At 64.0% G+C, this 22,674-nt stretch carries 24 protein-coding genes; 6 read left to right on the top strand and 18 right to left on the bottom strand.

Going from position 1 to position 22,674, the window contains the following annotated elements; genetic code table 11:
• The first annotated feature begins 96 nt into the window (after positions 1–96).
• The gene (locus tag BLV27_RS03380) at positions 97–1,008 is read left to right on the top strand and encodes a pirin family protein (RefSeq protein ID WP_092642404.1); all 912 of its coding nucleotides are present in this window, start codon (positions 97–99) and stop codon (positions 1,006–1,008) included.
• Positions 1,009–1,070: 62 nt separating this feature from the next.
• Here BLV27_RS03380 and rsgA read toward each other — a convergent pair whose 3' ends face one another.
• Positions 1,071–2,105: a ribosome small subunit-dependent GTPase A gene (gene rsgA, locus BLV27_RS03375; RefSeq protein WP_092642401.1), complete on the bottom strand. Its 1,035-nt coding sequence runs from the start codon at positions 2,103–2,105 to the stop codon at positions 1,071–1,073.
• Positions 2,106–2,270: 165 nt separating this feature from the next.
• Between rsgA and BLV27_RS03370 the strand changes: the two genes are divergently transcribed.
• Positions 2,271–3,020: an alpha/beta fold hydrolase gene (locus BLV27_RS03370; RefSeq protein WP_092642397.1), complete on the top strand. Its 750-nt coding sequence runs from the start codon at positions 2,271–2,273 to the stop codon at positions 3,018–3,020.
• Here the strand turns inward: BLV27_RS03370 and folD are convergent.
• From folD to BLV27_RS03290, 16 genes are all read right to left on the bottom strand, one after another.
• The gene (folD, locus tag BLV27_RS03365) at positions 3,017–3,922 is read right to left on the bottom strand and encodes a bifunctional methylenetetrahydrofolate dehydrogenase/methenyltetrahydrofolate cyclohydrolase FolD (RefSeq protein WP_092642979.1); all 906 of its coding nucleotides are present in this window, start codon (positions 3,920–3,922) and stop codon (positions 3,017–3,019) included. The two genes, BLV27_RS03370 and folD, sit on opposite strands and share 4 nt — an antisense overlap.
• A 43-nt stretch (positions 3,923–3,965) precedes the next feature.
• Positions 3,966–4,286, bottom strand: a complete 321-nt coding sequence (locus tag BLV27_RS03360) for a chorismate mutase (protein ID WP_092642394.1) — start codon at positions 4,284–4,286, stop codon at positions 3,966–3,968.
• Positions 4,287–4,404: 118 nt separating this feature from the next.
• On the bottom strand, positions 4,405–6,081 hold the full coding sequence (locus BLV27_RS03355) for a formate--tetrahydrofolate ligase (RefSeq protein WP_092642391.1): 1,677 nt from the start codon (positions 6,079–6,081) through the stop codon (positions 4,405–4,407).
• Between the two features lie 411 nt (positions 6,082–6,492).
• A complete protein-coding gene (locus BLV27_RS03350) occupies positions 6,493–7,074 on the bottom strand; it encodes an MOSC domain-containing protein (RefSeq protein ID WP_092642388.1) in 582 nt (193 codons plus the stop codon).
• A 19-nt stretch (positions 7,075–7,093) separates the two neighbouring features.
• Positions 7,094–7,726 carry a hypothetical protein gene (locus tag BLV27_RS03345; RefSeq protein ID WP_139176544.1) on the bottom strand — a complete coding sequence of 211 codons (633 nt, stop codon included), beginning with the start codon at positions 7,724–7,726 and terminating at the stop codon, positions 7,094–7,096.
• Positions 7,727–7,832: 106 nt separating this feature from the next.
• Entirely contained in the window at positions 7,833–9,743 is a 1,911-nt protein-coding gene (gene ftsH, locus BLV27_RS03340) for an ATP-dependent zinc metalloprotease FtsH (protein ID WP_092642382.1), read from the bottom strand.
• Positions 9,744–9,818: 75 nt separating this feature from the next.
• A complete protein-coding gene (gene tilS, locus BLV27_RS03335) occupies positions 9,819–11,105 on the bottom strand; it encodes a tRNA lysidine(34) synthetase TilS (RefSeq protein WP_170831336.1) in 1,287 nt (428 codons plus the stop codon).
• Entirely contained in the window at positions 11,089–11,925 is an 837-nt protein-coding gene (gene ybgF / locus BLV27_RS03330; RefSeq protein ID WP_092642376.1) for a tol-pal system protein YbgF, read from the bottom strand. Before ybgF ends, tilS begins: the two co-directional genes overlap by 17 nt.
• The gene (gene pal, locus BLV27_RS03325; protein WP_092642976.1) at positions 11,925–12,440 is read right to left on the bottom strand and encodes a peptidoglycan-associated lipoprotein Pal; all 516 of its coding nucleotides are present in this window, start codon (positions 12,438–12,440) and stop codon (positions 11,925–11,927) included. Before pal ends, ybgF begins: the two co-directional genes overlap by 1 nt.
• A 10-nt stretch (positions 12,441–12,450) precedes the next feature.
• The gene (gene tolB / locus BLV27_RS03320; protein WP_092642972.1) at positions 12,451–13,749 is read right to left on the bottom strand and encodes a Tol-Pal system beta propeller repeat protein TolB; all 1,299 of its coding nucleotides are present in this window, start codon (positions 13,747–13,749) and stop codon (positions 12,451–12,453) included.
• A gap of 181 nt (positions 13,750–13,930) precedes the next feature.
• Entirely contained in the window at positions 13,931–15,088 is a 1,158-nt protein-coding gene (locus BLV27_RS03315) for a hypothetical protein (RefSeq protein WP_092642373.1), read from the bottom strand.
• Positions 15,089–15,574, bottom strand: a complete 486-nt coding sequence (tolR, locus tag BLV27_RS03310) for a protein TolR (protein WP_092642370.1) — start codon at positions 15,572–15,574, stop codon at positions 15,089–15,091.
• A 1-nt stretch (position 15,575) separates the two neighbouring features.
• Positions 15,576–16,274: a protein TolQ gene (gene tolQ / locus BLV27_RS03305; RefSeq protein WP_092642365.1), complete on the bottom strand. Its 699-nt coding sequence runs from the start codon at positions 16,272–16,274 to the stop codon at positions 15,576–15,578.
• Between the two features lie 92 nt (positions 16,275–16,366).
• On the bottom strand, positions 16,367–17,188 hold the full coding sequence (locus BLV27_RS03300) for a type VI secretion system-associated protein TagO (RefSeq protein WP_092642361.1): 822 nt from the start codon (positions 17,186–17,188) through the stop codon (positions 16,367–16,369).
• Positions 17,189–17,237: 49 nt separating this feature from the next.
• The gene (gene ybgC / locus BLV27_RS03295; RefSeq protein WP_092642358.1) at positions 17,238–17,624 is read right to left on the bottom strand and encodes a tol-pal system-associated acyl-CoA thioesterase; all 387 of its coding nucleotides are present in this window, start codon (positions 17,622–17,624) and stop codon (positions 17,238–17,240) included.
• Positions 17,621–18,274: a hypothetical protein gene (locus BLV27_RS03290; protein WP_092642354.1), complete on the bottom strand. Its 654-nt coding sequence runs from the start codon at positions 18,272–18,274 to the stop codon at positions 17,621–17,623. The genes ybgC and BLV27_RS03290 overlap by 4 nt, the downstream gene beginning before the upstream one ends.
• Positions 18,275–18,376: 102 nt before the next feature.
• Between BLV27_RS03290 and BLV27_RS03285 the strand changes: the two genes are divergently transcribed.
• Entirely contained in the window at positions 18,377–19,273 is an 897-nt protein-coding gene (locus tag BLV27_RS03285; protein ID WP_092642350.1) for a 50S ribosomal protein L11 methyltransferase, read from the top strand.
• A 79-nt stretch (positions 19,274–19,352) separates the two neighbouring features.
• On the opposite strand, the gene BLV27_RS03280 is transcribed toward BLV27_RS03285, so the two are convergent.
• Positions 19,353–19,544 (bottom strand): DUF1127 domain-containing protein, encoded by a 192-nt coding sequence (locus BLV27_RS03280; RefSeq protein WP_092642347.1) that lies wholly within the window; start codon positions 19,542–19,544, stop codon positions 19,353–19,355.
• A gap of 307 nt (positions 19,545–19,851) precedes the next feature.
• Between BLV27_RS03280 and ruvC the strand changes: the two genes are divergently transcribed.
• From ruvC to ruvB, 3 genes are all read left to right on the top strand, one after another.
• Positions 19,852–20,352 (top strand): crossover junction endodeoxyribonuclease RuvC, encoded by a 501-nt coding sequence (gene ruvC / locus BLV27_RS03275; RefSeq protein WP_092642344.1) that lies wholly within the window; start codon positions 19,852–19,854, stop codon positions 20,350–20,352.
• A complete protein-coding gene (gene ruvA / locus BLV27_RS03270) occupies positions 20,349–20,987 on the top strand; it encodes a Holliday junction branch migration protein RuvA (RefSeq protein WP_092642342.1) in 639 nt (212 codons plus the stop codon). The genes ruvC and ruvA overlap by 4 nt, the downstream gene beginning before the upstream one ends.
• A 640-nt stretch (positions 20,988–21,627) precedes the next feature.
• Positions 21,628–22,647, top strand: a complete 1,020-nt coding sequence (gene ruvB / locus BLV27_RS03260) for a Holliday junction branch migration DNA helicase RuvB (RefSeq protein WP_092642336.1) — start codon at positions 21,628–21,630, stop codon at positions 22,645–22,647.
• Positions 22,648–22,674: the final 27 nt, after the last annotated feature.

Genomic DNA, 22,674 nt, shown 5'->3' with positions numbered 1-22,674 from the left:
GCGCGGCCCTGCACAACAACGGTTCGCGCCTGTGTGTTGTCGCACATTGCGCGACTGCCTATCTTGGATGCAACAACACACACGAAAGGCCACGCCATGTCCCTGCGTCCAGTTCTCGAAACCCGCCGCGCCCAACCGCATATCGAAGGGGCGGGCGTTCACCTGCACCGTGCCTTCGGCTTCGGCGACCCGTCGGAGCAGGATCCCTTCCTGTTGTTCGACGATTTCCGCGGCGATCACCCCGACATGTATTCCAAGGGCTTCCCTTGGCACCCGCACCGCGGGATCGAGACGATCACCTATGTCCTCGACGGGGAAGTCGATCACGGCGACAGCCTGGGCAATCGCGGCACGCTCGGGGCCGGTTCGGTCCAATGGATGACGGCTGGGTCGGGCATCCTGCATCAGGAAATGCCGCGCGGGAACGCCAAGGGGCAGATGCACGGATTTCAGCTTTGGGCGAACCTGCCGGGCAGCCTGAAGATGACGGCTCCGCGATACCAAGACATTCAAGGCTCCGATATTCCGGAAGTGATCGATGACGATGGCACCGCTGTTAAGGTCATCATGGGCGAACTCTGGGGCACCAAGGGTCCGGTCGACGGGATTGCCGCCGACCCGCAATACCTCGATATTTCGGTCCCGCCGGGGGTGAAGAAGACATTCAAGGTCGACACCTACCGACAGACATTCGCTTATGTCTTCGCCGGGGCCGGCGCGTTTTCGGACGCCAGCGCACCCGCGGGCGTGCTGATCGAAAAGGACATCATGGGCCAGGAAGTCAACATTCGCGACATGTCGGGAAACCGCACCCTGGTACGTTTCGGAACCGGAGACGAAATCACCGTGCAGGCGGGTGAGGAAGGGGTGCGCTTCCTTCTGGTTTCGGGCGCGCCGATCAAGGAGCCGGTGGCGTGGCATGGTCCGATCGTGATGAACACGCGCGCCGAACTGGAACAGGCGATGCGCGACCTGCGCAACGGGACGTTCATCCGCCCGGCGCACTGATTTCGGAGGCTGGGGGCCAGCCCCCAGACCCCCGGGATATTTCAGGCAAGAGGAAGGGGCGGTCAGCCGCCCTTTCCAAGCCGGGCACGTCGGTCGCGTATGCCCTCGGCGCGTTCCTTCTCGTCCCAACGACGTCCCGACAAGCTTTGGGTGTTGAAGGTGTCCTCGGCAACAAGAACCTTCCACCGCTCCACCCGGTCCGGATCGATGTCGCCCGCCGCGAGTGCCGCCTTGATAGCGCAGCCCGGCTCGACCGTATGGGCGCAATCTCGGAACTTGCAGGTCGTGGCCAGCGCCTCCAGATCGGCGAAGAGCATTGCCAGCCCCTCGGCCGTATCGGTCAGCTGCAACTCCCGCATGCCCGGCGTATCGACGACCAGCGCGCCCCCCGGCAGCCGGTGCATCTGTCGGTGCGTGGTGGTGTGACGGCCGCGATGGTCGGCTTCGCGCGCGGGCTGTGTCGCAATCTCGGCTCCGTCCGAGAGGGCGTTGACCAGCGTCGACTTGCCAACTCCGGAGGAGCCGAGGAAAGCGACCGTGCGACCCGGCGCGCACCATTGGGCGAGTTTGTCCGCCGGTTCCGCCCCCCGCGCGTCGAGCGTGACGATCGTCACCTGGTCCGAGATGCCTCGCGCGGCCCGTTCGAGCGCGGCAACATCGTTGCAGAGATCCGGTTTGGTCAACACGATCACCGCTTCGGCCCCAGCTTCCAGCGTGAGAGCGACGTAGCGCTCCAGACGCGCCACGTTGAATTCGCGCGTGCATGACGTGACGATGAAGACCGTGTCCACGTTGGCGGCAATAGCCTGTACGTCGTGCCCCTTGCCGGGCGCGCGGCGTTTGATCAGGCTGAACCGGTCCAGCACGTGCGATTTCGCTGGCAGCACGGGATCGAACAGCACCCAGTCGCCCACGGTCGCATCGACGCCAGGTGGGATGCGAACTTCGCCTTCCGGGCCGAGCGCCTGCGCGCCGCTGCGGTGCACTTCCATGACACGCGCGGGTACAGCCGCGTTGTCAGTGACCTGATCGGCGAAAAAGACCTGCCAGCCGAGGGCGGCCAATGTCGGGTGATCGGGGGCGGCGCTGTCGGACATTCTGGAGCTTTCGCAGGAACGCCGTCAGTTGGCACGTGCCAAGCGCCGGGGGCAAGCCGTCAGGCCCGAATGCGCCGATCCGTGGTGCCGGCGATGCCGGGCTTCCGGGTTGGGCTGACGCCCGCGCGTCTGGCAATTCTGACGGGGGCGGGATAATCTGGTTGCATGCTGAATACGATCCGCCACGGCGCGCCCTCCGACCGTCCTCCGCTTCTGATCGCGCATGGCCTGTTCGGCTCGGCGCGCAACTGGGGTGTCATCGCAAAACGCTTGTCCGTTGATCGGGAGGTAGTGGCCGTCGACATGCGCAACCACGGTGACAGCCCATGGTTCGAGGCGCAGACGTATCCCGAAATGGCGGTGGATCTGGCGCAGGTGATCGGGGACCAGCCGCATGACGTTCTGGGTCACTCGATGGGCGGCAAGGCGGCAATGGTCCTGACCTTGATGCAGCCGCAACAGGTTAATCGCCTGATCGTCGCCGACATAGCGCCTGTGGCCTATTCCCACACGCAGGCGCATCTGATTGCCGCGATGCGGGGCGTGGATCTTTCGAAGGTGACGCGCCGGTCCGAAGCCGCCGAACAGCTCGGGCAGGTGCCCGACGATGGTACGCGATCGTTCCTGTTGCAGTCGCTGGATGTCAAGGCAGGACGCTGGATGCTGAACCTTGATGTGTTGGAGGCGGATATGGCTGCGATCATCGACTTCCCGGACATAGCCGGGCCGGTAGATGTGCCCGCGTTTTTCCTGTCGGGGGGCGCGAGCGACTACGTCCGCCCCGAACATCGCGCGCCCATCAAGGCGCTGTTTCCGCAGGCACGCTTTGCCAAGATCCCCGATGCGCATCATTGGCTGCACGCCGAGAAACCGCGCGAATTCGAGGCCGCTTGCCGCGCGTTTCTTGACGCCTAGGCCGTAAGGCCCTCGGGCTCGGCCAATCCATTCGCCCGGCAACAGGCCGTCAGCGTGTTGGCCAGCAGGCAGGCGATGGTCATCGGGCCCACTCCGCCGGGCACCGGCGTAATCGCCCCGGCCACCGCCGCACAGCTTTCGAAATGGCAATCGCCGACAAGGCGTGTTTTGGGTGAGCCATCGTCCTTGAGGCCGGCACCGATCCGGTTGATGCCCACGTCGATGACGGTGGCACCGGGCTTGATCCAGTCGCCCGTCACCATTTCCGGGCGGCCCACGGCGGCGACCACGATGTCGGCGCGGCGCACGACATCTTCGATATTCTTCGTGCGGGAATGGGCTATGGTCACGGTGCAACTGTCGCGGAGCAGAAGCTGCGCCATCGGTTTGCCAACGATGTTCGACCGCCCGACGACCACGGCGTCCATGCCCGACAGCGATCCGTGCAGGTCGCGCAGCATCATGAGACACCCCAGGGGCGTGCATGGGACCATTGCCTTTTGCCCCGTGGCCAGCAGGCCGACGTTGGAGACGTGGAACCCATCCACGTCCTTGGCCGGGTCGATGGCGGCGAGAACCTTGTCGGCGTCGATGTGATCGGGCACCGGCAATTGGCACAGGATGCCATGCACCGCGGGGTCGGCGTTCAACGTGGCAATCAGGTCCAGCAAATCCGCCTCGGACGTGTCGATGGGCAGCTTGTGTTCAAAGCTTTCCATGCCGACTTCCAGCGTCTGCTTGCCCTTGTTGCGTACATAGACCGCGCTGGCCGGGTCTTCGCCGACCAGCACGACGGCAAGGCCGGGCACAATACCGGCGGCCTTCACGCGCGCCACCTCGTCGGCGACGCGCGCGCGCATCTTGGCCGCAAAGGCCTTTCCGTCGATCAGTGTCGCGGTCATGAAGTCGTCCTTCTTGATCAGTCGAGGAGCCATTTGGTCGGGGTCAGAGGTCAGAGCCGCCCTTGCCAAGAACGGCTTCTTCCTTGGTAATGAAATGATCGATCATCGTCTGCCACAGTGCCTCCGCCAAGTCGGCATCGACGCCCACATCCAAGGCCAGCTGCCGGGTGCGTTCGATGACGGCGGCGGCGCGGGTCGGGGCGGCGGCTGCGACACCCTCGCGCGCCTTGATCCCCACGACCTGAGCGACGTGGGCCTGCCGCTCGGCGAGCAGTATCATCAATTCTCCGTCGATCGCGTCGATCCCCGCACGGCAGTCCGCAAGTGTTTTCAGCGTGGCTGGGTCCGGTCTGGGGCTTGTCATGTCGCGCTGCTCCGTCGGGCTGGGGCGGCGATTTTCGCGCCGCAGGGCGTGGCGCGTCTTACACGCTAATGGTTGGTACGCTCAACCACATAGGAGAGGTGGCGCACCGGCCGCACGATCAGAAGAGCCCTTCGACCTCGCCTGCGTCGTTCAGGCGGATATTTTCGGCCGATGGAACGCGGGGCAAGCCTGGCATGGTCATGATATCCCCACAAACCGCCACGATGAAGCCCGCCCCGGCCGAAAGGCGCACCTCGCGCACGGGCACGGAATGGCCCGTCGGCGCGCCGCGCAGGGTTGGATCGGTGCTGAAGGAATATTGCGTCTTTGCCATGCAGACCGGGAGGTTGCCGTAGCCTTGGTCTTCCCAGGCTTTCAACTGATCGCGGATCTTGCTGTCGGCTATCACGGCATCGGCGTGATAGATGCGCTTGGCGATAGTCTCCATCTTCTCGAAGAGGGGCATCTCGTCGGGGTAGAGCGGGGAGAAGTTCGATACGCCGGAATCCGCGATCTCGGCGACGCGGGCGGCAAGGTCGGCAGATCCGGCGGAACCGTCGGCCCAGTGACGTGACACGATGGCCTCGGCCCCTTGGCTGGCAACATAGTCCTTGACGGCCTGCACCTCGGCCTCGGTATCGCCGGTGAAGTGGTTGATCGCCACGACAACGGGGACGCCGAAGCTTTTGATGTTGCCGATGTGACGGCCCAAGTTGGCGCAGCCCGCGTTGACCGCCGCCACGTTCTCGGCCCCCAGGTCCGCCTTGGTGACGCCGCCGTTCATCTTCATCGCGCGCACGGTGGCGACCAGCACCACGCAGTCGGGCGCGATGCCGGCCTTGCGGCACTTGATGTTCATGAATTTTTCAGCCCCGAGGTCGGCCCCGAACCCGGCCTCGGTCACCACGTAGTCGACCAGTTTCAGCGCTGTTGTCGTAGCAATGACCGAGTTGCAGCCGTGGGCGATATTGGCGAATGGCCCACCGTGCACGAAGGCTGGATTGTTTTCCAGCGTTTGCACCAGGTTCGGCTGCATCGCGTCCTTGAGCAGGACGGTCATCGCGCCGTCGGCCTTGATGTCGCGGGCGAAGATCGGCTTCCTCTCCCGCGTGTAGGCCACGATCATGTCGCCCAGCCGCCTTTCCAGATCCTTCAGGTCAGTCGCCAGACACAGGCAGGCCATGACCTCCGACGCCACGGTGATGTCAAAGCCGGCCTCGCGTGGGAAGCCGTTGGCGACCCCGCCAAGCGACGCGGTGATTTGGCGCAGCGCGCGGTCGTTCATGTCGACGACGCGCCGCCAGACGACGCGGCGGGTGTCGATCTCCAGCGCATTGCCCCAATAGATATGATTGTCGATCATCGCCGACAAAAGCGAATGGGCCGACGTGATGGCGTGGAAGTCGCCGGTGAAATGGAGGTTCATCTCCTCCATCGGCACGACCTGCGCGTATCCACCGCCCGCGGCCCCGCCCTTCATCCCGAAGTTCGGCCCGAGGGAGGCTTCGCGAATGCAGATCATCGCCTTTTTGCCGATCGCGTTCAGCCCGTCGCCCAGACCCACGGTCGTCGTGGTCTTGCCTTCGCCCGCCGGTGTCGGGTTGATGGCGGTCACGAGGATCAGCTTGCCGCTAGGCTTGCCCTTGGTGGAGTTTATGAAGCTCTGGCTGACCTTCGCCTTGTCATGGCCGTAAGGCAGAAGGTCGTCGGCCCCGATTCCGAGCTTCTCGCCGATTTCGAGGATCGGTCGTTTCTTGGCCGCGCGGGCAATCTCGATATCGGTCTTGTGGGTCATGGCGGTCGATCTCCTCTTCGGGCCGGCGTGTCACAACGCCTAGGGGCAAGGGCGGGGGGGTGGACGTGCGAAACCGACATTCCAAGTCATTCTGACGCCGTGCCGCAAGGCGATGCCGAAGATGGGATTACCCGCAGATCGGATGACGCGGCGGTATCACAATGATGAAGCGCGAATCACGGAACTGAAACCATTTGTTAAGTGTTAGGTCTGCAAGAATGAGTTACACTATCGGCAAGAAACTGCCGAACACCTAATTATTGGAGCCTGCCATGACTGCCACCAGCCTGTTTATCCATGTCGGTTTTGTCGCCGGGCTCAGTCTCGCTCTGATCACAGGTTTAGCCTTGGGCTGAGTCCCACGCGGCGATCTGAACCTTGGAGCGCCGGGCCGAGAAAGCCCGGCGTTTTTTAATGCCCGCGCCAAGTGCGTTGATCCGGAACGTGTAGACGCACTTCGTCGCCGATGCGCACGATACCTTCGCGCTCCACCCAAGCCGTCACGCCACGCCGCCCCCTTGCGGCCGCCATGAACGTGCGCCCGTGCCCCGGCGCGTCTGCCTCGATCACCTGAACCGGCAGGGTACAGGCGCGGTTTTCCATATCGACCGTGATCGTGGCCCCGTCTTCAAATTGTAGACGCGATGACGGTGGCAGAAAAGTAAGGTCCGGGATCCCGGATACCACCATGGTCGCGCCGATCCATCCGGGGTCGAAAAACTCGGTTCCGACCTTCCGTCGAATGGCCTCCAGATCCTCTGCCGATACGATGGACAATTGCCGTGTGTTGCGGATTTCCGTGCCCGGTTCGTATTGGGCCGTCACCCGCAGGCAGGACGGACGGGTTAAACCGGCATGATCCTCCCCTTCCGGGCCGGCAAATGTCAGGTGCAACCTGTCGCGCGGGCAAGACGAGAGGGTGAGGTCCCGGGCCGGAACGACCCCAACCCAAGTGACATGGCCTGATATCAGCGTGGCTTTAAGTGCTGGCATGGAAACCTCCGAAAACCCCTCAGGCGTAGCCGCGGATCCAAAGGAACAGAGAGATCAGCAGTGCCGTGGCAAAGCCAAGCTCCAGGAATTCTTCGACGAAGATTGTAAACAGTCCCTGTGCTTCGCTGAGTTCGACGCCGAATGGGGCCAGCTTGCGACCCAGCCCGTCCACGCTCTTGGCCACCACGCCACTGACGAAGCCAAGCGCAATGGTGATAGCCCAGCCTTCCCGCGCACGCAGGGCAACCAGAAAAGCGCGTCCGTTGTGGCGGACCACCCGATACAGGCAGATCAGGACAATCGCGATCACCATGGCCCCGATGAATTTCAACACCAACGGCGCATCGCCGCTATAGAGCCGTAGTTTCAGCACGCCGACTTCCATGAATCGTTTGTCAAAATCCAGTTCCCGAAGGACAAAAAGCAGGGTCAAAGCTGGCAGATGCCATTCCGGACCCATCGCTAAACTTGGCAGTCGGAGAATGAAAAGGCCGAAAGTCAGCACCAAGGCGATCACCGTTGCCAGCTCCAGCGCACCACCTTCATTGATCAGCCCTGCTTTCCACCACCCAAAGGCAAAAGCGGCAATAATCCCCCAAACGCAGAAATCCCCGTAGGGGCGTATCTTTGTCGCATCATCATGAATCGGCATCATCTTCCCCGGCCCGTTCGATCTTTACGTGGTCTTAGAGGGGCTGCGATCCCAAGAACACCTATTTGAACGAAAACCCCCGGCGCGAGGCCGGGGGAGTGTCCTGTCAGGCACTTGGTTCGGGACTTAGGTCGGGTCCCTTGGGCTTGGGCTTGGTCTTTGGCACCGCAGTCAGGCTGCTGCCGCCGGTATCGGCGTCGTCGTCATCGTCGCTCCGGGTCAACACTTCGCCGTTGATCACCTTCATGATCTCTGCGCCCGTCAGCGTTTCGTACTCCAACAGACCTTGAGCCAAGTTCTCCAACGCGTCTGACTTCTCGGTCAGGATACGCTTTGCAGTTTCGTAACCATCGTTGATGATCTCGATTACCTTCTCGTCGATCTTACGCTGGGTATCGGCGGAATGGCTTGCACCGCCGCCGTAGTTGCCCAGGAAGGACTGTTGCTCATTAGCGTAGTCGACGAAGCCCAACTCCTCATGGGCGTACCCATATTGCGTGACCATCGCTCGCGCCATCTGCGTGGCCTGCTTGATATCTTGGCTCGCACCTGACGTGATGTGCTCTTTGCCGAAGATCAGCTCCTCCGCGACGCGGCCGCCCATGGCCATCGCAATGCGCGACGTAAACCAAAGATAGCTGGCCGAAATACGGTCTCGTTCGGGCAACGACAGAACCAATCCCAAGGCACGGCCCCGTGGGATGATCGTCGCCTTATGGATCGGGTCGTGCTGCGGGACGTTCAGGCCGACAACGGCGTGCCCAGCCTCGTGGTAGGCTGTCAGCTTCTTCTCGTCCTCGGTCATGACCATTGAGCGGCGCTCCGCTCCCATCATGACCTTGTCTTTTGCGTTCTCAAAATCCTCCATCGTGACGACGCGTCGCCCGATCCGCGCAGCCGCAAGAGCAGATTCGTTCACGAGGTTTGCAAGGTCGGCACCCGAGAAACCGGGCGTGCCGCGGGCAATGATACGCAGATCGACATCAGCCCCCAGCGGGACCTTCTTGGCATGCACGCCAAGGATCTTTTCGCGGCCCTTGATGTCCGGGTTAGGCACTTGCACCTGACGGTCGAACCGACCGGGGCGCAAAAGTGCGGGATCCAGAACGTCGGGGCGGTTGGTCGCCGCGACAATGATGATGCCTTCGTTGGCCTCAAAGCCGTCCATCTCCACGAGCAACTGATTGAGCGTCTGTTCGCGCTCGTCGTTGCCACCGCCGTATCCCACGCCACGGGACCGGCCCACGGCGTCGATCTCGTCGATGAAGACAATGCACGGTGCGTTCTTTTTCGCTTGCTCGAACATGTCGCGTACGCGGCTGGCACCGACGCCCACGAACATCTCGACAAAGTCGGATCCGGAGATGGTGAAGAAAGGTACGCCCGCTTCGCCGGCCACAGCGCGGGCCAGCAGGGTCTTACCCGTTCCCGGAGGACCAACAAGCAGAGCGCCTTTGGGGATTTTTCCGCCCAAACGGGAGAATTTCTGCGGGTTGCGCAGGAATTCCACTATTTCTTCAAGATCGTCCTTGGCTTCGTCGATGCCCGCGACGTCATCGAACGTAACACGGCCCGACTTCTCGGTAAGCAGCTTCGCCTTCGACTTGCCGAAGCCCATTGCACCGCCTTTGCCGCCACCCTGCATCCGGTTCATGAAGAAAATCCAGACGCCGATCAGGACGAGGAACGGAAGCCATAGGCCAAGCGCGGACAAGAAGCCCGACTGTTGTTGGCTTTCGGCGCTGATCCGCACGTCATTCGCAAGAAGTGTGTCGGTGACGTCCACCTCGGTCGGTTTGATCGTCACCATGTCGGTGCCGCCGCTGCCGCGGAAATAGATCTGTTCGCCGTCCAGCGTCACTTCCGATACGGAGCCGTTCTCGACCTGGTTGATGAAGTCCGAATATGGCACTTCGCGGCCCGACATGGCCGAGTTGCCGCCTGAGAACAGCTGGAACAGGGCCATGACCAAGACGAAAAGCAGCACCCAGAAGGCGATATTGCGCGCGTTACCCAAGAAAATTCTCCGATCTGGGCGCGGATGGGCCGCGCCGTGTCTTTGTATTGAACATAGGGCGCGCAGGGCAGGGGTTCAATCAAAGACGGAAGGCGAGGGACGGAGTGTCGCGGAAAATTGTTCCGAAGCGTGTGCCGTATAGCCGTGCGAAAGGCCCGCAACGGGTGCCGCCACCAGCGCGCCGTCCGCATCGCGCACCGCCGGAGACGCCATCAGAGAGACGCGAGGCAGGCCTACATCGCGCCAGGGCGTTTGGCTGATGGCATCGCCGAGTGCCCCGATTTCAAGGCCGGAACGTTGCGGGCCAATAACCGCCCATCGTCCGTCCCACAGCGTAACCGTCGCCGCATCGCCCGGGGTTTGTGGCACGGCCGGGGCCGCCGCTGACCACTCCCTCGCGAAGCGGATGGCATGATCCGATGAGCCGTCGGGCAAGATAATGCAGCCAGCCAGGGTCTGCGGGGCCTGCAACCTCGGTAACTGTGAAAGGAGACGGGTCTGCTCGGCCTCGCGGGGGGGGGGCTTGCCTGTGATGGAGGTCAGAATCAGCATGACCAATCGGCGCAACCGGTCGCTTTGAAGGGAGTCGATTGCATTGCCCTGCAAGACAAAATCGCCGCGGTCTTCGCGTACCAGTTCACGGCGGTCCTCCATGGCGACCGTATCAAGGGAGGTACGGGCATCGCTGAGGTGGCGGGCGCTTCGGGCAAGCATGGTCGGGTCAAGGCCTAGAGCCCGCATTGTTTTGCGCACGGCGACCCGCTCGAACCTCGTATCGTCATTGGATGGATCCTCCAGCGGGACGATGCCCCGCGAGGCGAGGTCCGCGCGCAAGTCTGTTCGGGACTGCCCAAGAAAAGGGCGCCCGAAGTTAACGTCCTCGACCTGCCGCCACTCGGGGATGGAGGCAAGGGCGTCGAGGCCCATGCCGCGCTTGAGCCGCATCAAGAGTGTTTCGGCAACGTCGTCCGCGGTATGCCCCAGAAGAACCTGCGACAGGCCCTGCGCCCGCGCCCAGCCCGCCAGCGCGGCATATCGCGCGTCGCGGGCACGAGCCTGAAGCGCGGGGCCGTCATGTAATGTGGTCAGACGCAGCGTGGTATGCGGGATCGCGCAGCTTTCGCAGAGCGCGGCAACCCACGCCGCTTCGGCCGCCGCGCCTTCGCGCAGCCCGTGATCCACGGTGGCCGCAAGGACCGGAATGTCGCGCTGGGTGGCCCAATCCTGCGCCGCAAGCAGAAGAGCGGTGGAATCCCCACCGCCCGAAACCGCCACGCCGATCGAGCGCGGCGTACGAACCGACGAACCTGAAAGCAGGCGGTCGATTGCTGCGGTCAGCGCGGTCTCATCCGGTGCAGCCAAGGCCTGCCCGTGCCGAATTGGCCTGTGCGACGGCGGGGGACTGCGGAAAGCGAATCGCCACTTCCGACAAGGTCAGGCAGGCTTCGTCGGTCTGTCCTAACGAGCCGAGCGCGGTGCCCAGCCCGACGAGCGACTCGGCCGCACGCGGGCCTTCGGGAGTGCCGGAAAACGCCTCCAGGTACGCGCGGGCGGCCGCGGCGTGCTGGCTGTCACGCGCCAAGGCCTGGCCCCGGAAGAAATGCGCGTCGGTCGAGAGCGGACCCGTGGGATAGGCGGTCACGAATTGCTCGAACAACTGCGCGGCTTCGGCGTTGTTGCCGGCATCCAGCGCGGCGCGGGCCCGGTCGAAGTCTGCCTGTTCGCCAACCGCCAGTTGCGCCCCGCCCGATGCGTCACCGGTCGGGGCCGTGCCACCGCTTGCTGCCGGTTCGGCCCCGGTTTCGGCCCCCCCAAGGGGCGTAGGGCTTGGAAGTGCGGCAAGGTCGCAATCGGATGTCAATTCGCAGAGCTGGAAACGCAGGTCCTCGATCCGGGCCGAGCCGTCACGCGCAACGCTTTCCACGCGAAAGGACAGACGCTCGGTCTGCTGGGTCAGGCGCTGAAGCTCGCTTTCGATCGCGTTGACGCGGTCCGGGACGGTTGACCCACCGACCGAAACGCCGGGGGCCCCGGTCGTATTCAGCTCCCCGGTCAGTTTCTGCATTTCGACACGGAGCACGCTCAACTGCTGACGGATGTCGGCCAAAGTCTGATCCTGTTGCGCCAGTGCCGCCACCGGCGTGACGGCAAGGGCCAGCGCAAGTGTGGCGGCGCGCAACATCAGAAGCCCGCCCCGGCGGCCAGCACCGTTACTGCGCGGCGGTTCTGACTGTAGCAGGCTTCGGTCGAGCAAACCTGAAGCGGGCGCTCCTTCCCGTAGGAGATGGTGCGCAGCCGGTTCGGGGCGACACCCTGGCTGATCAGGTAGTCGCGGGCCGCATTCGCGCGCCGCCCGCCAAGGGCCAGGTTGTATTCCCGCGTGCCCTGTTCGTCTGCGTGCCCCTCGACCAGCGCGGTGTAGCCGGAGTTCGCGTTCAGCCATTGCGCCTGACCGGCCAGAACAGTCTGCCCCTCGGCGGTCAGCGTGGACTGATCAACCGCAAACAACACGCGATCGCCCACGTTCTGTTGGAAATAGGCGACCGAGGCGGGGTCGTTCACGCTGCCGGGTGCGAAGCCGCCGGCGCCACCCGCGGAGTTCAGATCGACGGCACCGCCGGCACCCGCGCCACCAAGCCGGTTGCCGCAGGCGGTGAGTGCAAGTGCGGAGATCAGGAGTAGAGCCGTAAATTTCATCATTAAGTCCTCAGGGAAGGAGCGGACCCCAGGATGGGTCCGATGCCGCCGCGGGTGTCGCGGCGCGTTGAAGATTCCGGCCGGTGATATCGACCGTATAGAGCGCAGGGGCACCGTTTGCCCCGGCGGTTTCGCGGGTGAACATGACGACGCGCCCGTTCGGGGCCCATGTCGGACCTTCATCCAGGAAGGCACCGGTCAGCAACCGTTCCTCGGAGCCGTCGGTGCGCATGACGCCGATATGGAACCGGCCCGCATTCTGCTTGGTGAATGCAATGTAGTCGTTGCGCGGCGACCAGACGGGCGTGCCATAGCGACCGTCGCCAAAGCTGATCCGACTGCCTTCACCGCCGCCCGCGGGCATGATGTAAAGCTGCGGCGCGCCCGAGCGGTCGCTTTCGAAGACGATGCGGGTGCCGTCCGGGCTGAAGCTGGGGGCGGTTTCGATCGAGGGGGCGGTCGTCAAACGTGTGGTCGCGCCCGAATTGATGTCGAGGACGTACAGGTCCGTATTGCCCGCGACTTCGGCCGAATAAACGACCCGCCCGCCGTCCGGGCTGAAACGGGGGGCGAAGCTCATGTTCTGATCCACACCGCCGACCGTCTGCTTCTGAAGGGTCGCCACGTCGATCAGGGTGACCTTCGGAAAGCCGGATTCGTAGCCCGTATATATGATCTTGTCGCCGCGCGGGCTGAACCGGGGTGCCAGCACGATGCTGTCGGAGGAGGTCAGATACTGCACGTTCGCGCCGTCGTAATCCATGACCGCGAGACGCTTGAGGCGCGCATCCTTGGGTCCCTGTTCGGATACGAAGACAACGCGGCTGTCGAAGTAGGGGCCCTCGCCGGTGATGCGCGAATAGGCGGCATCGGCCACCTTATGCGCCATGCGCCGCCAAGCTTCCTGCGTGCCGACGAATTGCAGGCCCTCGCCGAGGGGCTGTTCGGAAACGACGTCGAACAGCCGGAACTGGACCACGACGCGACCGTCACTTTCCACAAGGACGGACCCGGTAATCAAAGCCTGGGTGTTGATCGCCTTCCAATCGGAGAACTGGATCGGGGCATCGAAGCTGGTGATCCGGGCGACATGCGAGTCCTTCGAGATTTCGCGGAATAGGCCGGTGTTGGAAAGATCCGCAGAAATCACGCGGGTGATATCTTCGGACAGGTCGGCTGCGGCCGCGTTGCGCGCCACGAACGTCGGCACCGCGAAGGGCATCGGCGACAGGGTGGGGTCGGTGATGGTAATGCGCAGCTGGGCCTGCGCCGGTGTCGCCAAGGTGGCCGACAACGCCGCACAGCCCATCAGCAGTGCCGTAGCAAGCTGCCGCAAGATCGATCCGTTGAACCTTTGTGTCACCTGAACCTCTTTGTTTCCTCGGGGGCACCTGAGTCGGTATCACCGGAGTAGGATATTTTCTCAACCTTTCGCGCGATGCGGCGTGTTGAAAAGCGAGTGATCGTGCGGATTTCGAAAGCCAAGTTCATCACCGCCGGGTCGGGTCGAAGGTGATGATGATGTCTTTCCAGTCGTCATAGCTTTCTGCCGGTAAGTCGTAGCCGCCATTCTGACGGGAGCAGCCGATGATCGCCTGGCGCGCCCGTTCCAACGCGATCTGGGCCGAGGCATCGGTGCCGCCGCGTGTGCCTTCCAACCGTATGGAAGAGGACACGGGGAAGCCGTCTTCGCGCATCTGGAATCGGACTTCCACAATCGTGTTCGTCACATCTGTCGAGACGGCCCCAAGGTCCCAGCAGGCCTGCACGGCAAGGCGGAAGCCTTCTTTCTGGCCGTCGGTCAGTTGCGGACCCTCCTGTGCGGCGCTGCCACCGCCGGAAAGCGCTTCGCGCAGCGCGTCGGACGTGTCGACCTGCCGCGGCTCGCTGGCGGGCGCGGTGCTCGACGGCTCGGTCGTCTGGGCAGGGGCCGGAGTCTCGGTCGCGGCGGCCGCCGTCTGCGTGGGTTCGGGCCGGGCCGGACGGCGACCGGGGCGTGGCGAATCCTCGGGGGCAAGGGACGTGATCTCGGCTGCCGCGGGCTCGTCGGCCTCGGTGACGACGGCGGTCGTCGTCTCTTCCGGGGCGGCCTGCTCCTCGGGTTCCACGGGTGCTTCCGGTTCGGGCAGCTCGCTGGGCTCGGACGAAGCTTCGACGGTTGGCGCGATTTCGACCAATGGCGGCGGGGCAGGCGTCGGGCGTTGCGTCACGATGTCAGCCTGGCGCGGCGTGGGCCGGGTAGACACGGGAGCATCCTCCGCCGCGGGCGGCGGCGGCGCGTCCGGCGTTTCGGTCACGGCCTCGGTTGTTGGTGGCGTCACCAGTTGGGCCACGTCCGGCGTGGTGTCCGGCGGCGTCGGCGCGGGCGTTTCCGGGCGTTGCGGCGGCTGCGGGGGCGGTGTCTCGGCGACGGGTGCGTCGGGAGTGGTCGGTGCTTCGGGGGCGGTCGGGGCGTCAGGCGAGGGGGTGCCGGGGCCGGGTGTGCGCGAAACCAGGGCGTCGAATTCGGCGGTCGAAACGATCCCGACCGAGGCGATCTGAAGGCTTTCCTCGTCCTCGACAGGATTGAAGAAGCCGGCAAGCAATGCCCAGACGATGACCCCTGCGTGGGCCGTGCCCGACAGGGCCAGCGCCGTTCGCTTTTCCATCTAGTTGCCCTGCGTCCCGCCGCCGTCCAGCGTCGGGCCGCCCGCGTCCGTCACCAGGCCAATGTCTCGGAAGCCACCCGCATTCAGCGCGCCCATGACCACCATGATCTCACCGTAGGGGACGTCGCCGTCGCCGCGCAGGTAGACCTTGTTCGACGTCCGCTCTTGCGCGATGCCACGCAGGCGGGTCAGCAATTCGTCCCGTTGCACTTCAGTGGAGCCGATCAAGACGCGTCCATCGGCGGCGACCGTCACGGCCAGCGGCTCCTCGTCTTCCTGGGGCAGGGGCGCGGCAGCGGTTTCCGGCAGCTCGATCGGCACGCCGGCTGTCAACAAGGGGGCCGCAACCATGAAGATGATCAACAGCACCAGCATCACGTCGACGAACGGCGTGACATTGATTTCGGACATGGGTTTGGCACCGCCGCCACCGCGTCTGCGGCGGCGTGACCCGCCTCCATCCGATTGAATCGTGCCCGCACCCATATCAGGCCGCGTCCAACTGGCGCGACAGGATCGTGGCAAATTCGTCCGCGAATGCTTCGTAGCTGGAGAGGATGCGGTCGGAATCGCGGCTCAGCTTGTTGTAGAAGACAACCGCCGGGATGGCCGCGACAAGGCCGATGCCCGTTGCCAACAGCGCTTCGGCGATGCCGGGCGCGACGACGGCGAGGTTGGTGTTCTGGCTGATGGCGATCTGCTCGAACGCGTGCTTGATGCCCCAGACCGTGCCGAACAGGCCGATAAACGGCGCGGTCGATCCGATGGTCGCCAGAAATGTCAGGCCGGAGGTCAGGCGGTCGCGTTCCTTGGAGATTGCCACATCCATTGTCCGGTCGATGCGCGATTGGGTTCCCGCGATCAGGCCACCGTCATCGCGGTGGCTGCGGGACCATTCCTGCATGGCGGCGGCGAAGATACGCTCGGACGCCGATTTCGGCCGGTCGCCGATCTGTTCATATAGCTCGTCCAGCGGCTCCCCGGACCAGAAGGCCCTGTCGAAAGCGGCAGCGCGCGCGCGCGCGCGTCTAAATTGGACAACTTTCTGGAACAGGATTGCCCAGACCCAGATCGATGCTGCAAACAGCATGATCATCACGAGCTTCACGATGAAGGTCGCGCGGATGAACAGCGACCAGAGCGAGAAGTCGATCTCGCTGGCGGCTGCCAGTACTTCGGTTTCCATACGGACTGCCCGTCCTTGGTTGTGAGGGCCGTTTATCGACCGCTGTGCATTACAGCCTGTTTAACAGACGGAAAGCGCTTTGTGTAGGTCGATCAGCGTGTGGGCGGATTGTTGCGTGCCCTGTCGGCGGCTTGGGGTGACCCGCTCAAGAAATGCCCTGCACTCTCCGGCGGCGGTGCGTTTGGGGGCCTGAACGGCGATTGCTGATCGTGATCGTGGGTGTTGACTGCGCCCTCCACCGGCAGGGGGCGCGGGCCGATTTCCCACGACGGGACCGCCGCCCAGTGGCAGGCCGTCTTCAGGGTGTCGAGGCGACTGCCCAGTCCACTCAATGGGAAGTGCATACGGTTCGCAATGCCGTCCGCGTCGGCGAAGCCAAGATGAAGCGTATCGGCTGTCAGCAGGCGTTCAATGAGGATGCGGGCGGCTTGATGTTCCCAGTGGCCCAACGCTTCGCCCTGGCTGTCCACCTGCATAAGCATCCGGGTGGCCGGTCCATCGCCGAGCCGGAGATCAACCGGCCAGCCATCTGGATCGGTGGGTGGCGTCGCGCAATCGTGGGCAATGTAGACGGAGGTTTGATCCTCAAGGCAGCGCAGAATCAGGGAGGCCCGTCGTCGCGGACCGCAGGTCAGCGCCTCCTCGCTGGGGACTGACAGGTAGACATTGGTCAGGTCGGTGACTGTCGCCGCCTCCTGTCGCAGGGTCCACGGCTGTCGCGGGGCCGGTGGTTCCGGAACAATAATGGGCGCCATGGGGCGCGGCGGCATCGGGTGGCTTGGCGGAAGGGCGATGCGATCGGCCGCTGTCACGTTGATCTGCGGGCTTGGTCGGAGGGCGAGGCCGTAGTACCCCAAGGTCACGCCCGCCGCAGCCGTGCCGGCGAAAGCGAAGAGACGAAGAAAGAAGGACATTGGTGCTCACTGCTTTTGCGCACCCTTCCACGTCGAGGTTTACAAAAAGTTACTGCGCCATCTGCGACACGACGACCGGCAGGCGCGTCGGACGGCCTTTCAAATCCATGCAGACAATGGTGACCGCCGCGCGGAACACGACCGTCTGGTCCCGTTTGACCACTTGTTCCATGTCGAACCGCGCCGGTGTCATCCGCGTGAGCCGCGTTTCGACGACAAGGTTGTCGTCGTAGTGGGCGGGCTTGAGGTAATCCGCCTCCACCCGCGAGACGGCAAAGACAATGCCATTCCGGCGCATCGCGACCTGATCGACGCCTGCTTCGCGAACCATTTCCGACCGGGCCCGTTCGATATATCGTAGGTAATTGGCGTAATAGACGATCCCTGCCAGATCGACGTCTTCATAGTACACGCGGATTGGCCAACTGTGGGTCATTGCAGTTTTCCCGTGCGCGCGAACAGGCGCAGCGCATGGCTGCTGTCCTGCGCCATCGCGGGCAGAACCGGATCGTAAGATGCGCGCATCAGGTCCGCGATGTCTGGGCGCAGTGCGGCGCGGTCCCCGACCATGGCGAGGGGCGAGGCGTCCTGAAAGGCGGTGTCCGACCACAGGACCATCGCCTGAACCATCTGGTTCAACGCCAGCGTTTCGGCCGGTACGTCGGCCAGATGTTCATCCATGCGTATAAAGGTGAAACAGGCCTTGATCGCGCCGTCGGAGTCGAAGCGGAAAATTCGGTACTGGTTGGCCCCGGCTTGCTCCAGGCGTTCGGTCAGGGGGCCGAGCTCGGGGATCAAGCGGTCCAAGTTCGGGGTTTCGGGCAATTCGGACCAGTCGCGCACGAAGAATACCATCATGTTTGCCCCCAGTTCGGGGTCCGTTTCGGCCATCTTGTGGCTGGTCAGCACGCAGAGGGCCTCGATTGCACCCTTAAGCACGCCGACTGTCTCGTCGGTGACGCCAAACACGACCGGCACGATCGGGCGGCCCCATCGGGCGAAGAGGAATTGGCCGTCGGCGCGGGTGAACAGCGCTTCGATGGCCTCGGGTGTCAGCGGGGCAAGGGAGGGGGGTGTCTCGGTCATGCGCCCGACGTGCCACGGGAGCCGCCGGGATTCCAGTGGGGGAGCAGTTGACGGGGCAGCCCGATGTGCCCAAAGCAACGGCACACCGCCAAGGAGACCCCAATGTCCGATACGACCTCCGACATCACACCCGCCAGCTGGACCGCCCTAACCACGCTGAGATCGAAGGCCCAGGCCGAGGGGCTGGGCAATGCTCTGGAAGAGGTGATCGAGCCGGACGGGGTCGGCGTCTTCGAAATGGAGGACGGGTCCGGCCTTTGGGAAGTGGGGGCCTACTTCGCGGAGGAACCAGACGGCACCGAGCTGGCCCTGCTGGCCGCAGCCTTCGACGCGAAGCCCTTCGTCATTTCGGAGGTGCCGCCCACAGACTGGGTCGCGCATGTGCGCCGGGAACTGCAACCGGTCGAGGCGGGCCGGTTCTTCGTCTATGGCAGTCACGACGCAGACCGTTTGCCCGATGGACGCACGGGCCTGTTGATCGAGGCTGCGATGGCCTTCGGCACCGGACACCACGGCACGACGCTTGGCTGCCTTCTCGCGTTCGAAGCGTTGCTGGAGGATGGGCTTGAACCCTGTCCGACCGCCGACATTGGTGCCGGAACGGCCGTACTGGCAATGGCGGCGGCCAAGGTCTGGGACGGCGCGCCGGTCATCGCGTCCGATATCGACTCGGTCGCGGTCGAGGTGGCGCAGGCGAATGTCGACGTGAACGACCTGTCCGGCCGGATCGAATGCGTCGAGGCGGCAGGCTTCGACCACCCGCGTCTGGCTGAATCGGCCCCCTATGGCGTGATCTTTGCGAATATCCTGAAGGGGCCGCTCATCGAACTTGCGCCCGATCTGGCGGCCCATGCCGCGCCGGGTGGCTTTGCAATCCTGTCGGGCATTCTGAATCCGCAGGGCGACGATGTGGTCTCGGCCTACGAGGTGGCCGGCTGGGATCTGGTCCGGCGCGGCGAGATCGGAGACTGGACGACGCTGACGCTCAGGCGGCGTTAACGCCGGGGCACGCGGCCAAACGAAAACGAGCCGCCCCGGCAGGGCGACCCGTTCGAACGGTTGGCAAGTAGACTTGGCCTCAGTTGCTGGACCAAGTTGTGATATCGCCACGTTCCAGGCCGATGTCAGAAAGTTCGCGGTCTGTCAGACCCCGGAGCATCTTCAGGGTCACGCGGCGGTCGTTCCACGCGATGATGCGACCCATCAGGTTAGAAAATACGCCCATGGAGGGGGCGCGGCGGGCGGGGGTAAATGCGTCGAAAGTGGCCATTGGGCTATCCTGTCAGCGAAGGGGTTCAAAAGGGTGTGCAGCCCATTTTCGGCTGCCTCGGATGACCAGCACCTAGGTAGAGTTTGCAAACTGCACAATTATCAAGCTTACATGCCCGCTATGTGCTTTCTGCATGGCAGAATGAAAACTCGTTAAGCATCCCTGCGGCGGTGCATTCGGATGGGCGAACCTCGCCGCCATTCTGGATCGGCCATGCGGGGCAGTATCACGAGGCTGGCCCTGTCGATCTTTGCGTGCTAGCGAAGGGTAAAACAAGAACATCGAAGCAGGCACGGGATTTGGGCAGATGCGCGTGATGGGAATAGATCCGGGACTCGTGAATTGCGGCTGGGGCGTTATTGAGGTGGACGGACCGCGGCAACGTCACGTCGCGAACGGAACCGCCCGCCCCACCGGCAAAGCGATGGCCGAGCGCCTGCTGTCGCTGCATGAACTGCTGACCGAGGTTCTGGCCCAACACGCGCCAGATGCCTGCGCGGTCGAGCAGACATTCGTGAACCGCGACGGAGCCGGAACGCTGAAGCTGGGTCAGGCGCGAGGCGTGGTGATGCTGGTCCCCGCGCAGGCTGGGCTGGTCGTGGGGGAATACGCGCCCAACGCGGTCAAGAAGGCGGTCGTCGGCGTCGGTCACGCCGACAAGGCGCAGATTTTGCACATGGTGAAAATGCAATTGCCCGGCTGTGCGCCGCATTCCGCAGATGCCGCCGACGCACTTGCCATTGCGCTTTGCCACGCGGCGCATTTGCAGACGGCTGGACGGCTGGCCGCTGCGGTCGCGCGCGGATGATCGGGCGTTTGACGGGGCGTCTGGCCCACAAGGGATCCGACCACGTCCTGCTTGATGTGAATGGCGTGGGTTACATTGTCTATTGCTCGGACCGGACGCTTGTCGCGCTGCCGCCGGTCAAGTCGCCCATCGCCCTTTGGACGGAGCTTCTGGTGCGCGAGGACCTGTTGCAATTGTTTGGCTTCCTGACGGTGCAGGAGCGGGAGTGGCACCGCCTGCTGACGTCTGTTCAGGGGATCGGGGCCAAGGGGTCGCTTGCCATTCTCGGCACGCTAGGGGCGGAAGGTGTGGCGCGGGCGATCGCGCTTGGCGATGCGGCGGCGGTGAAGGCGGCACCGGGCGTCGGCCCCAAGATCGCTCAACGTGTCGTGTTGGAATTGAAGGGCAAGGCACCTGCGATGATGCTGATGGAGGGCGAGGCGGAGGATCCACTTGTGGACAGGTCCGCCGCCGTACAGGTCGCGACCGCAAATCCCGGAGCGGCCGCCGCGCAGGCCGAGGCTCTCTCCGCGCTGTCGAACCTGGGTTATGCGCCCGCCGATGCGGCCCGTGCTGTCGCCGAGGCCACCGGCACGGCGGACGACACGGCGGGCCTGATCAGGGCCGCACTTAAGCTGCTGGCTCCCACGGAGTGACCCTGACGGTTCCAGATATCCCAGCCAGGCAGGCACTTGCCGCGCCGGACGCGACCGCAATGTGCCGCAGGCCGGGCAGCGTAGATCGGCAAGCTGTCTGTTTCGAAAAGGTCCGCACCCCGTGTATTGCCATTCAGATATTTCAGTCAACGCGCAGCTGCGGCACCGGGCGCGTGCGTCATCGGGGGCGTGCTTTCCCCGCATTTTTCGTTGAACCTTGGGAAGATTTTGATCCGCGCGGATACAATATTCTATTCACATGGCTCTGCCGGAAGAACGATGTGCAGCGGCGTGATCGGGCCGAAATTTCAGGTGGCCCACAAGCGAAAAAGCGCCGCAAGGTGTTCGGACGGGCTTTGGCGCGTTTGAGCGACTGGCGAGGGATGCCACGCACCAAGGATCGGTTCGACGACAACCGGCATGTCGGTCCCGCCATCAGCAAGAGGATGCTGACGGGTTGGCGATACAGGCATATCGCGCGGGTGGCGGATGTGAGCCTGGCGGTGATGCGGCAATGCCCCGCCGGATCCGGAATTTCGATCCTGACGCAGGTCTCGCCCACGAGGGGGGCAAGGCTTTACACGGCCGTGGAACAGGGACGGGTGATACGGATTTGGAGAAAGACGGATAGGTTGAACCGATGATGGACCGTGACCCCCTGCTGGACCCGACGGTACCGGACGACGTTCCCGATGACCGGGCACTGCGTCCGCAGAACCTGGGCGAATTCATCGGGCAGGCCGAGGCGCGGGCCAACCTGGGCGTCTTCATCGAAAGCGCGCGCCGTCGGGGACAGGCGATGGACCACGTCCTGTTCCACGGGCCGCCCGGTCTTGGGAAGACGACGCTTGCGCAGATCATGGCGCGGGAACTGGGCGTGGGCTTCCGCATGACCTCGGGGCCGGTGCTCGCCAAGGCGGGTGATCTGGCTGCGATCCTGACCAATCTGGAGGCGCGGGACGTTCTGTTCATCGATGAAATCCACCGCCTGTCGCCCGTGGTCGAAGAGGTGCTTTATCCGGCGCTGGAGGATTTCGCGCTCGACCTCGTAATCGGGGAGGGGCCGGCGGCGCGCACTGTGCGGATCGATTTGCAGCCCTTTACACTGGTCGGGGCGACGACGCGTCTGGGCCTCTTGACGACGCCCCTTCGCGACCGGTTCGGAATTCCGACACGGTTGGAGTTCTACACGGTGCCGGAGTTGCACCAGATCGTGACGCGCGGTGCGCGACTGATGGGGGCCCCGGCAACCGAGGACGGCGCACAGGAAATCGCGCGGCGTGCCCGCGGCACACCCCGGATCGCGGGGCGGCTGCTTCGGCGTGTCGTGGATTTCGCCGTGGTCGAGGGTGACGGTACCGTAACATCGGAAATCGCTGATCGTGCGCTTACCCGGCTTGGCGTTGACCATTTGGGTCTGGATGGCGCGGACCGTCAGTACCTGCGGCTGGTCGCCGAGAATTATGGCGGCGGGCCGGTCGGGATCGAGACGATGGCCGCCGCCCTGTCAGAAAGCCGCGACGCGTTGGAAGAGGTGATCGAACCCTACCTTCTGCAACAGGGCCTGATCGCGCGAACGCCGCGTGGGCGCGTCCTGGCGCAGAAGGGATGGACCCATCTTGGACTGGACGCGCCCAAGCGCGACGATCTTTTCGGTTGATCGCAAGAGCGCCGCGACCAACCGGTT

Origin of the sequence: Jannaschia faecimaris, assembly GCF_900107415.1 — a bacterium.
Taxonomy (GTDB): Bacteria; Pseudomonadota; Alphaproteobacteria; order Rhodobacterales; family Rhodobacteraceae; genus Jannaschia; species Jannaschia faecimaris.
Note: the sequence above shows the minus strand (reverse complement) of the source record. Positions and strands in the feature narration are given on the sequence as shown.

What these genes read in the sequence shown, in the direction of transcription:
- BLV27_RS03380 (WP_092642404.1), top strand. Translation starts at nt 97, where the DNA reads ATGTCCCTGCGTCCAGTTCTCGAAACCCGCCGCGCCCAACCGCATATC.
- rsgA (WP_092642401.1), bottom strand. Translation starts at nt 2,105, where the DNA reads ATGTCCGACAGCGCCGCCCCCGATCACCCGACATTGGCCGCCCTCGGC.
- BLV27_RS03370 (WP_092642397.1), top strand. Translation starts at nt 2,271, where the DNA reads ATGCTGAATACGATCCGCCACGGCGCGCCCTCCGACCGTCCTCCGCTT.
- folD (WP_092642979.1), bottom strand. Translation starts at nt 3,922, where the DNA reads ATGACCGCGACACTGATCGACGGAAAGGCCTTTGCGGCCAAGATGCGC.
- BLV27_RS03360 (WP_092642394.1), bottom strand. Translation starts at nt 4,286, where the DNA reads ATGACAAGCCCCAGACCGGACCCAGCCACGCTGAAAACACTTGCGGAC.
- BLV27_RS03355 (WP_092642391.1), bottom strand. Translation starts at nt 6,081, where the DNA reads ATGACCCACAAGACCGATATCGAGATTGCCCGCGCGGCCAAGAAACGA.
- BLV27_RS03350 (WP_092642388.1), bottom strand. Translation starts at nt 7,074, where the DNA reads ATGCCAGCACTTAAAGCCACGCTGATATCAGGCCATGTCACTTGGGTT.
- BLV27_RS03345 (WP_139176544.1), bottom strand. Translation starts at nt 7,726, where the DNA reads ATGCCGATTCATGATGATGCGACAAAGATACGCCCCTACGGGGATTTC.
- ybgF (WP_092642376.1), bottom strand. Translation starts at nt 11,925, where the DNA reads ATGTTGCGCGCCGCCACACTTGCGCTGGCCCTTGCCGTCACGCCGGTG.
- pal (WP_092642976.1), bottom strand. Translation starts at nt 12,440, where the DNA reads ATGAAATTTACGGCTCTACTCCTGATCTCCGCACTTGCACTCACCGCC.
- tolB (WP_092642972.1), bottom strand. Translation starts at nt 13,749, where the DNA reads ATGGGCTGTGCGGCGTTGTCGGCCACCTTGGCGACACCGGCGCAGGCC.
- BLV27_RS03315 (WP_092642373.1), bottom strand. Translation starts at nt 15,088, where the DNA reads ATGGAAAAGCGAACGGCGCTGGCCCTGTCGGGCACGGCCCACGCAGGG.
- tolR (WP_092642370.1), bottom strand. Translation starts at nt 15,574, where the DNA reads ATGGGTGCGGGCACGATTCAATCGGATGGAGGCGGGTCACGCCGCCGC.
- tolQ (WP_092642365.1), bottom strand. Translation starts at nt 16,274, where the DNA reads ATGGAAACCGAAGTACTGGCAGCCGCCAGCGAGATCGACTTCTCGCTC.
- BLV27_RS03300 (WP_092642361.1), bottom strand. Translation starts at nt 17,188, where the DNA reads ATGTCCTTCTTTCTTCGTCTCTTCGCTTTCGCCGGCACGGCTGCGGCG.
- ybgC (WP_092642358.1), bottom strand. Translation starts at nt 17,624, where the DNA reads ATGACCCACAGTTGGCCAATCCGCGTGTACTATGAAGACGTCGATCTG.
- BLV27_RS03290 (WP_092642354.1), bottom strand. Translation starts at nt 18,274, where the DNA reads ATGACCGAGACACCCCCCTCCCTTGCCCCGCTGACACCCGAGGCCATC.
- BLV27_RS03285 (WP_092642350.1), top strand. Translation starts at nt 18,377, where the DNA reads ATGTCCGATACGACCTCCGACATCACACCCGCCAGCTGGACCGCCCTA.
- BLV27_RS03280 (WP_092642347.1), bottom strand. Translation starts at nt 19,544, where the DNA reads ATGGCCACTTTCGACGCATTTACCCCCGCCCGCCGCGCCCCCTCCATG.
- ruvC (WP_092642344.1), top strand. Translation starts at nt 19,852, where the DNA reads ATGCGCGTGATGGGAATAGATCCGGGACTCGTGAATTGCGGCTGGGGC.
- ruvA (WP_092642342.1), top strand. Translation starts at nt 20,349, where the DNA reads ATGATCGGGCGTTTGACGGGGCGTCTGGCCCACAAGGGATCCGACCAC.
- ruvB (WP_092642336.1), top strand. Translation starts at nt 21,628, where the DNA reads ATGATGGACCGTGACCCCCTGCTGGACCCGACGGTACCGGACGACGTT.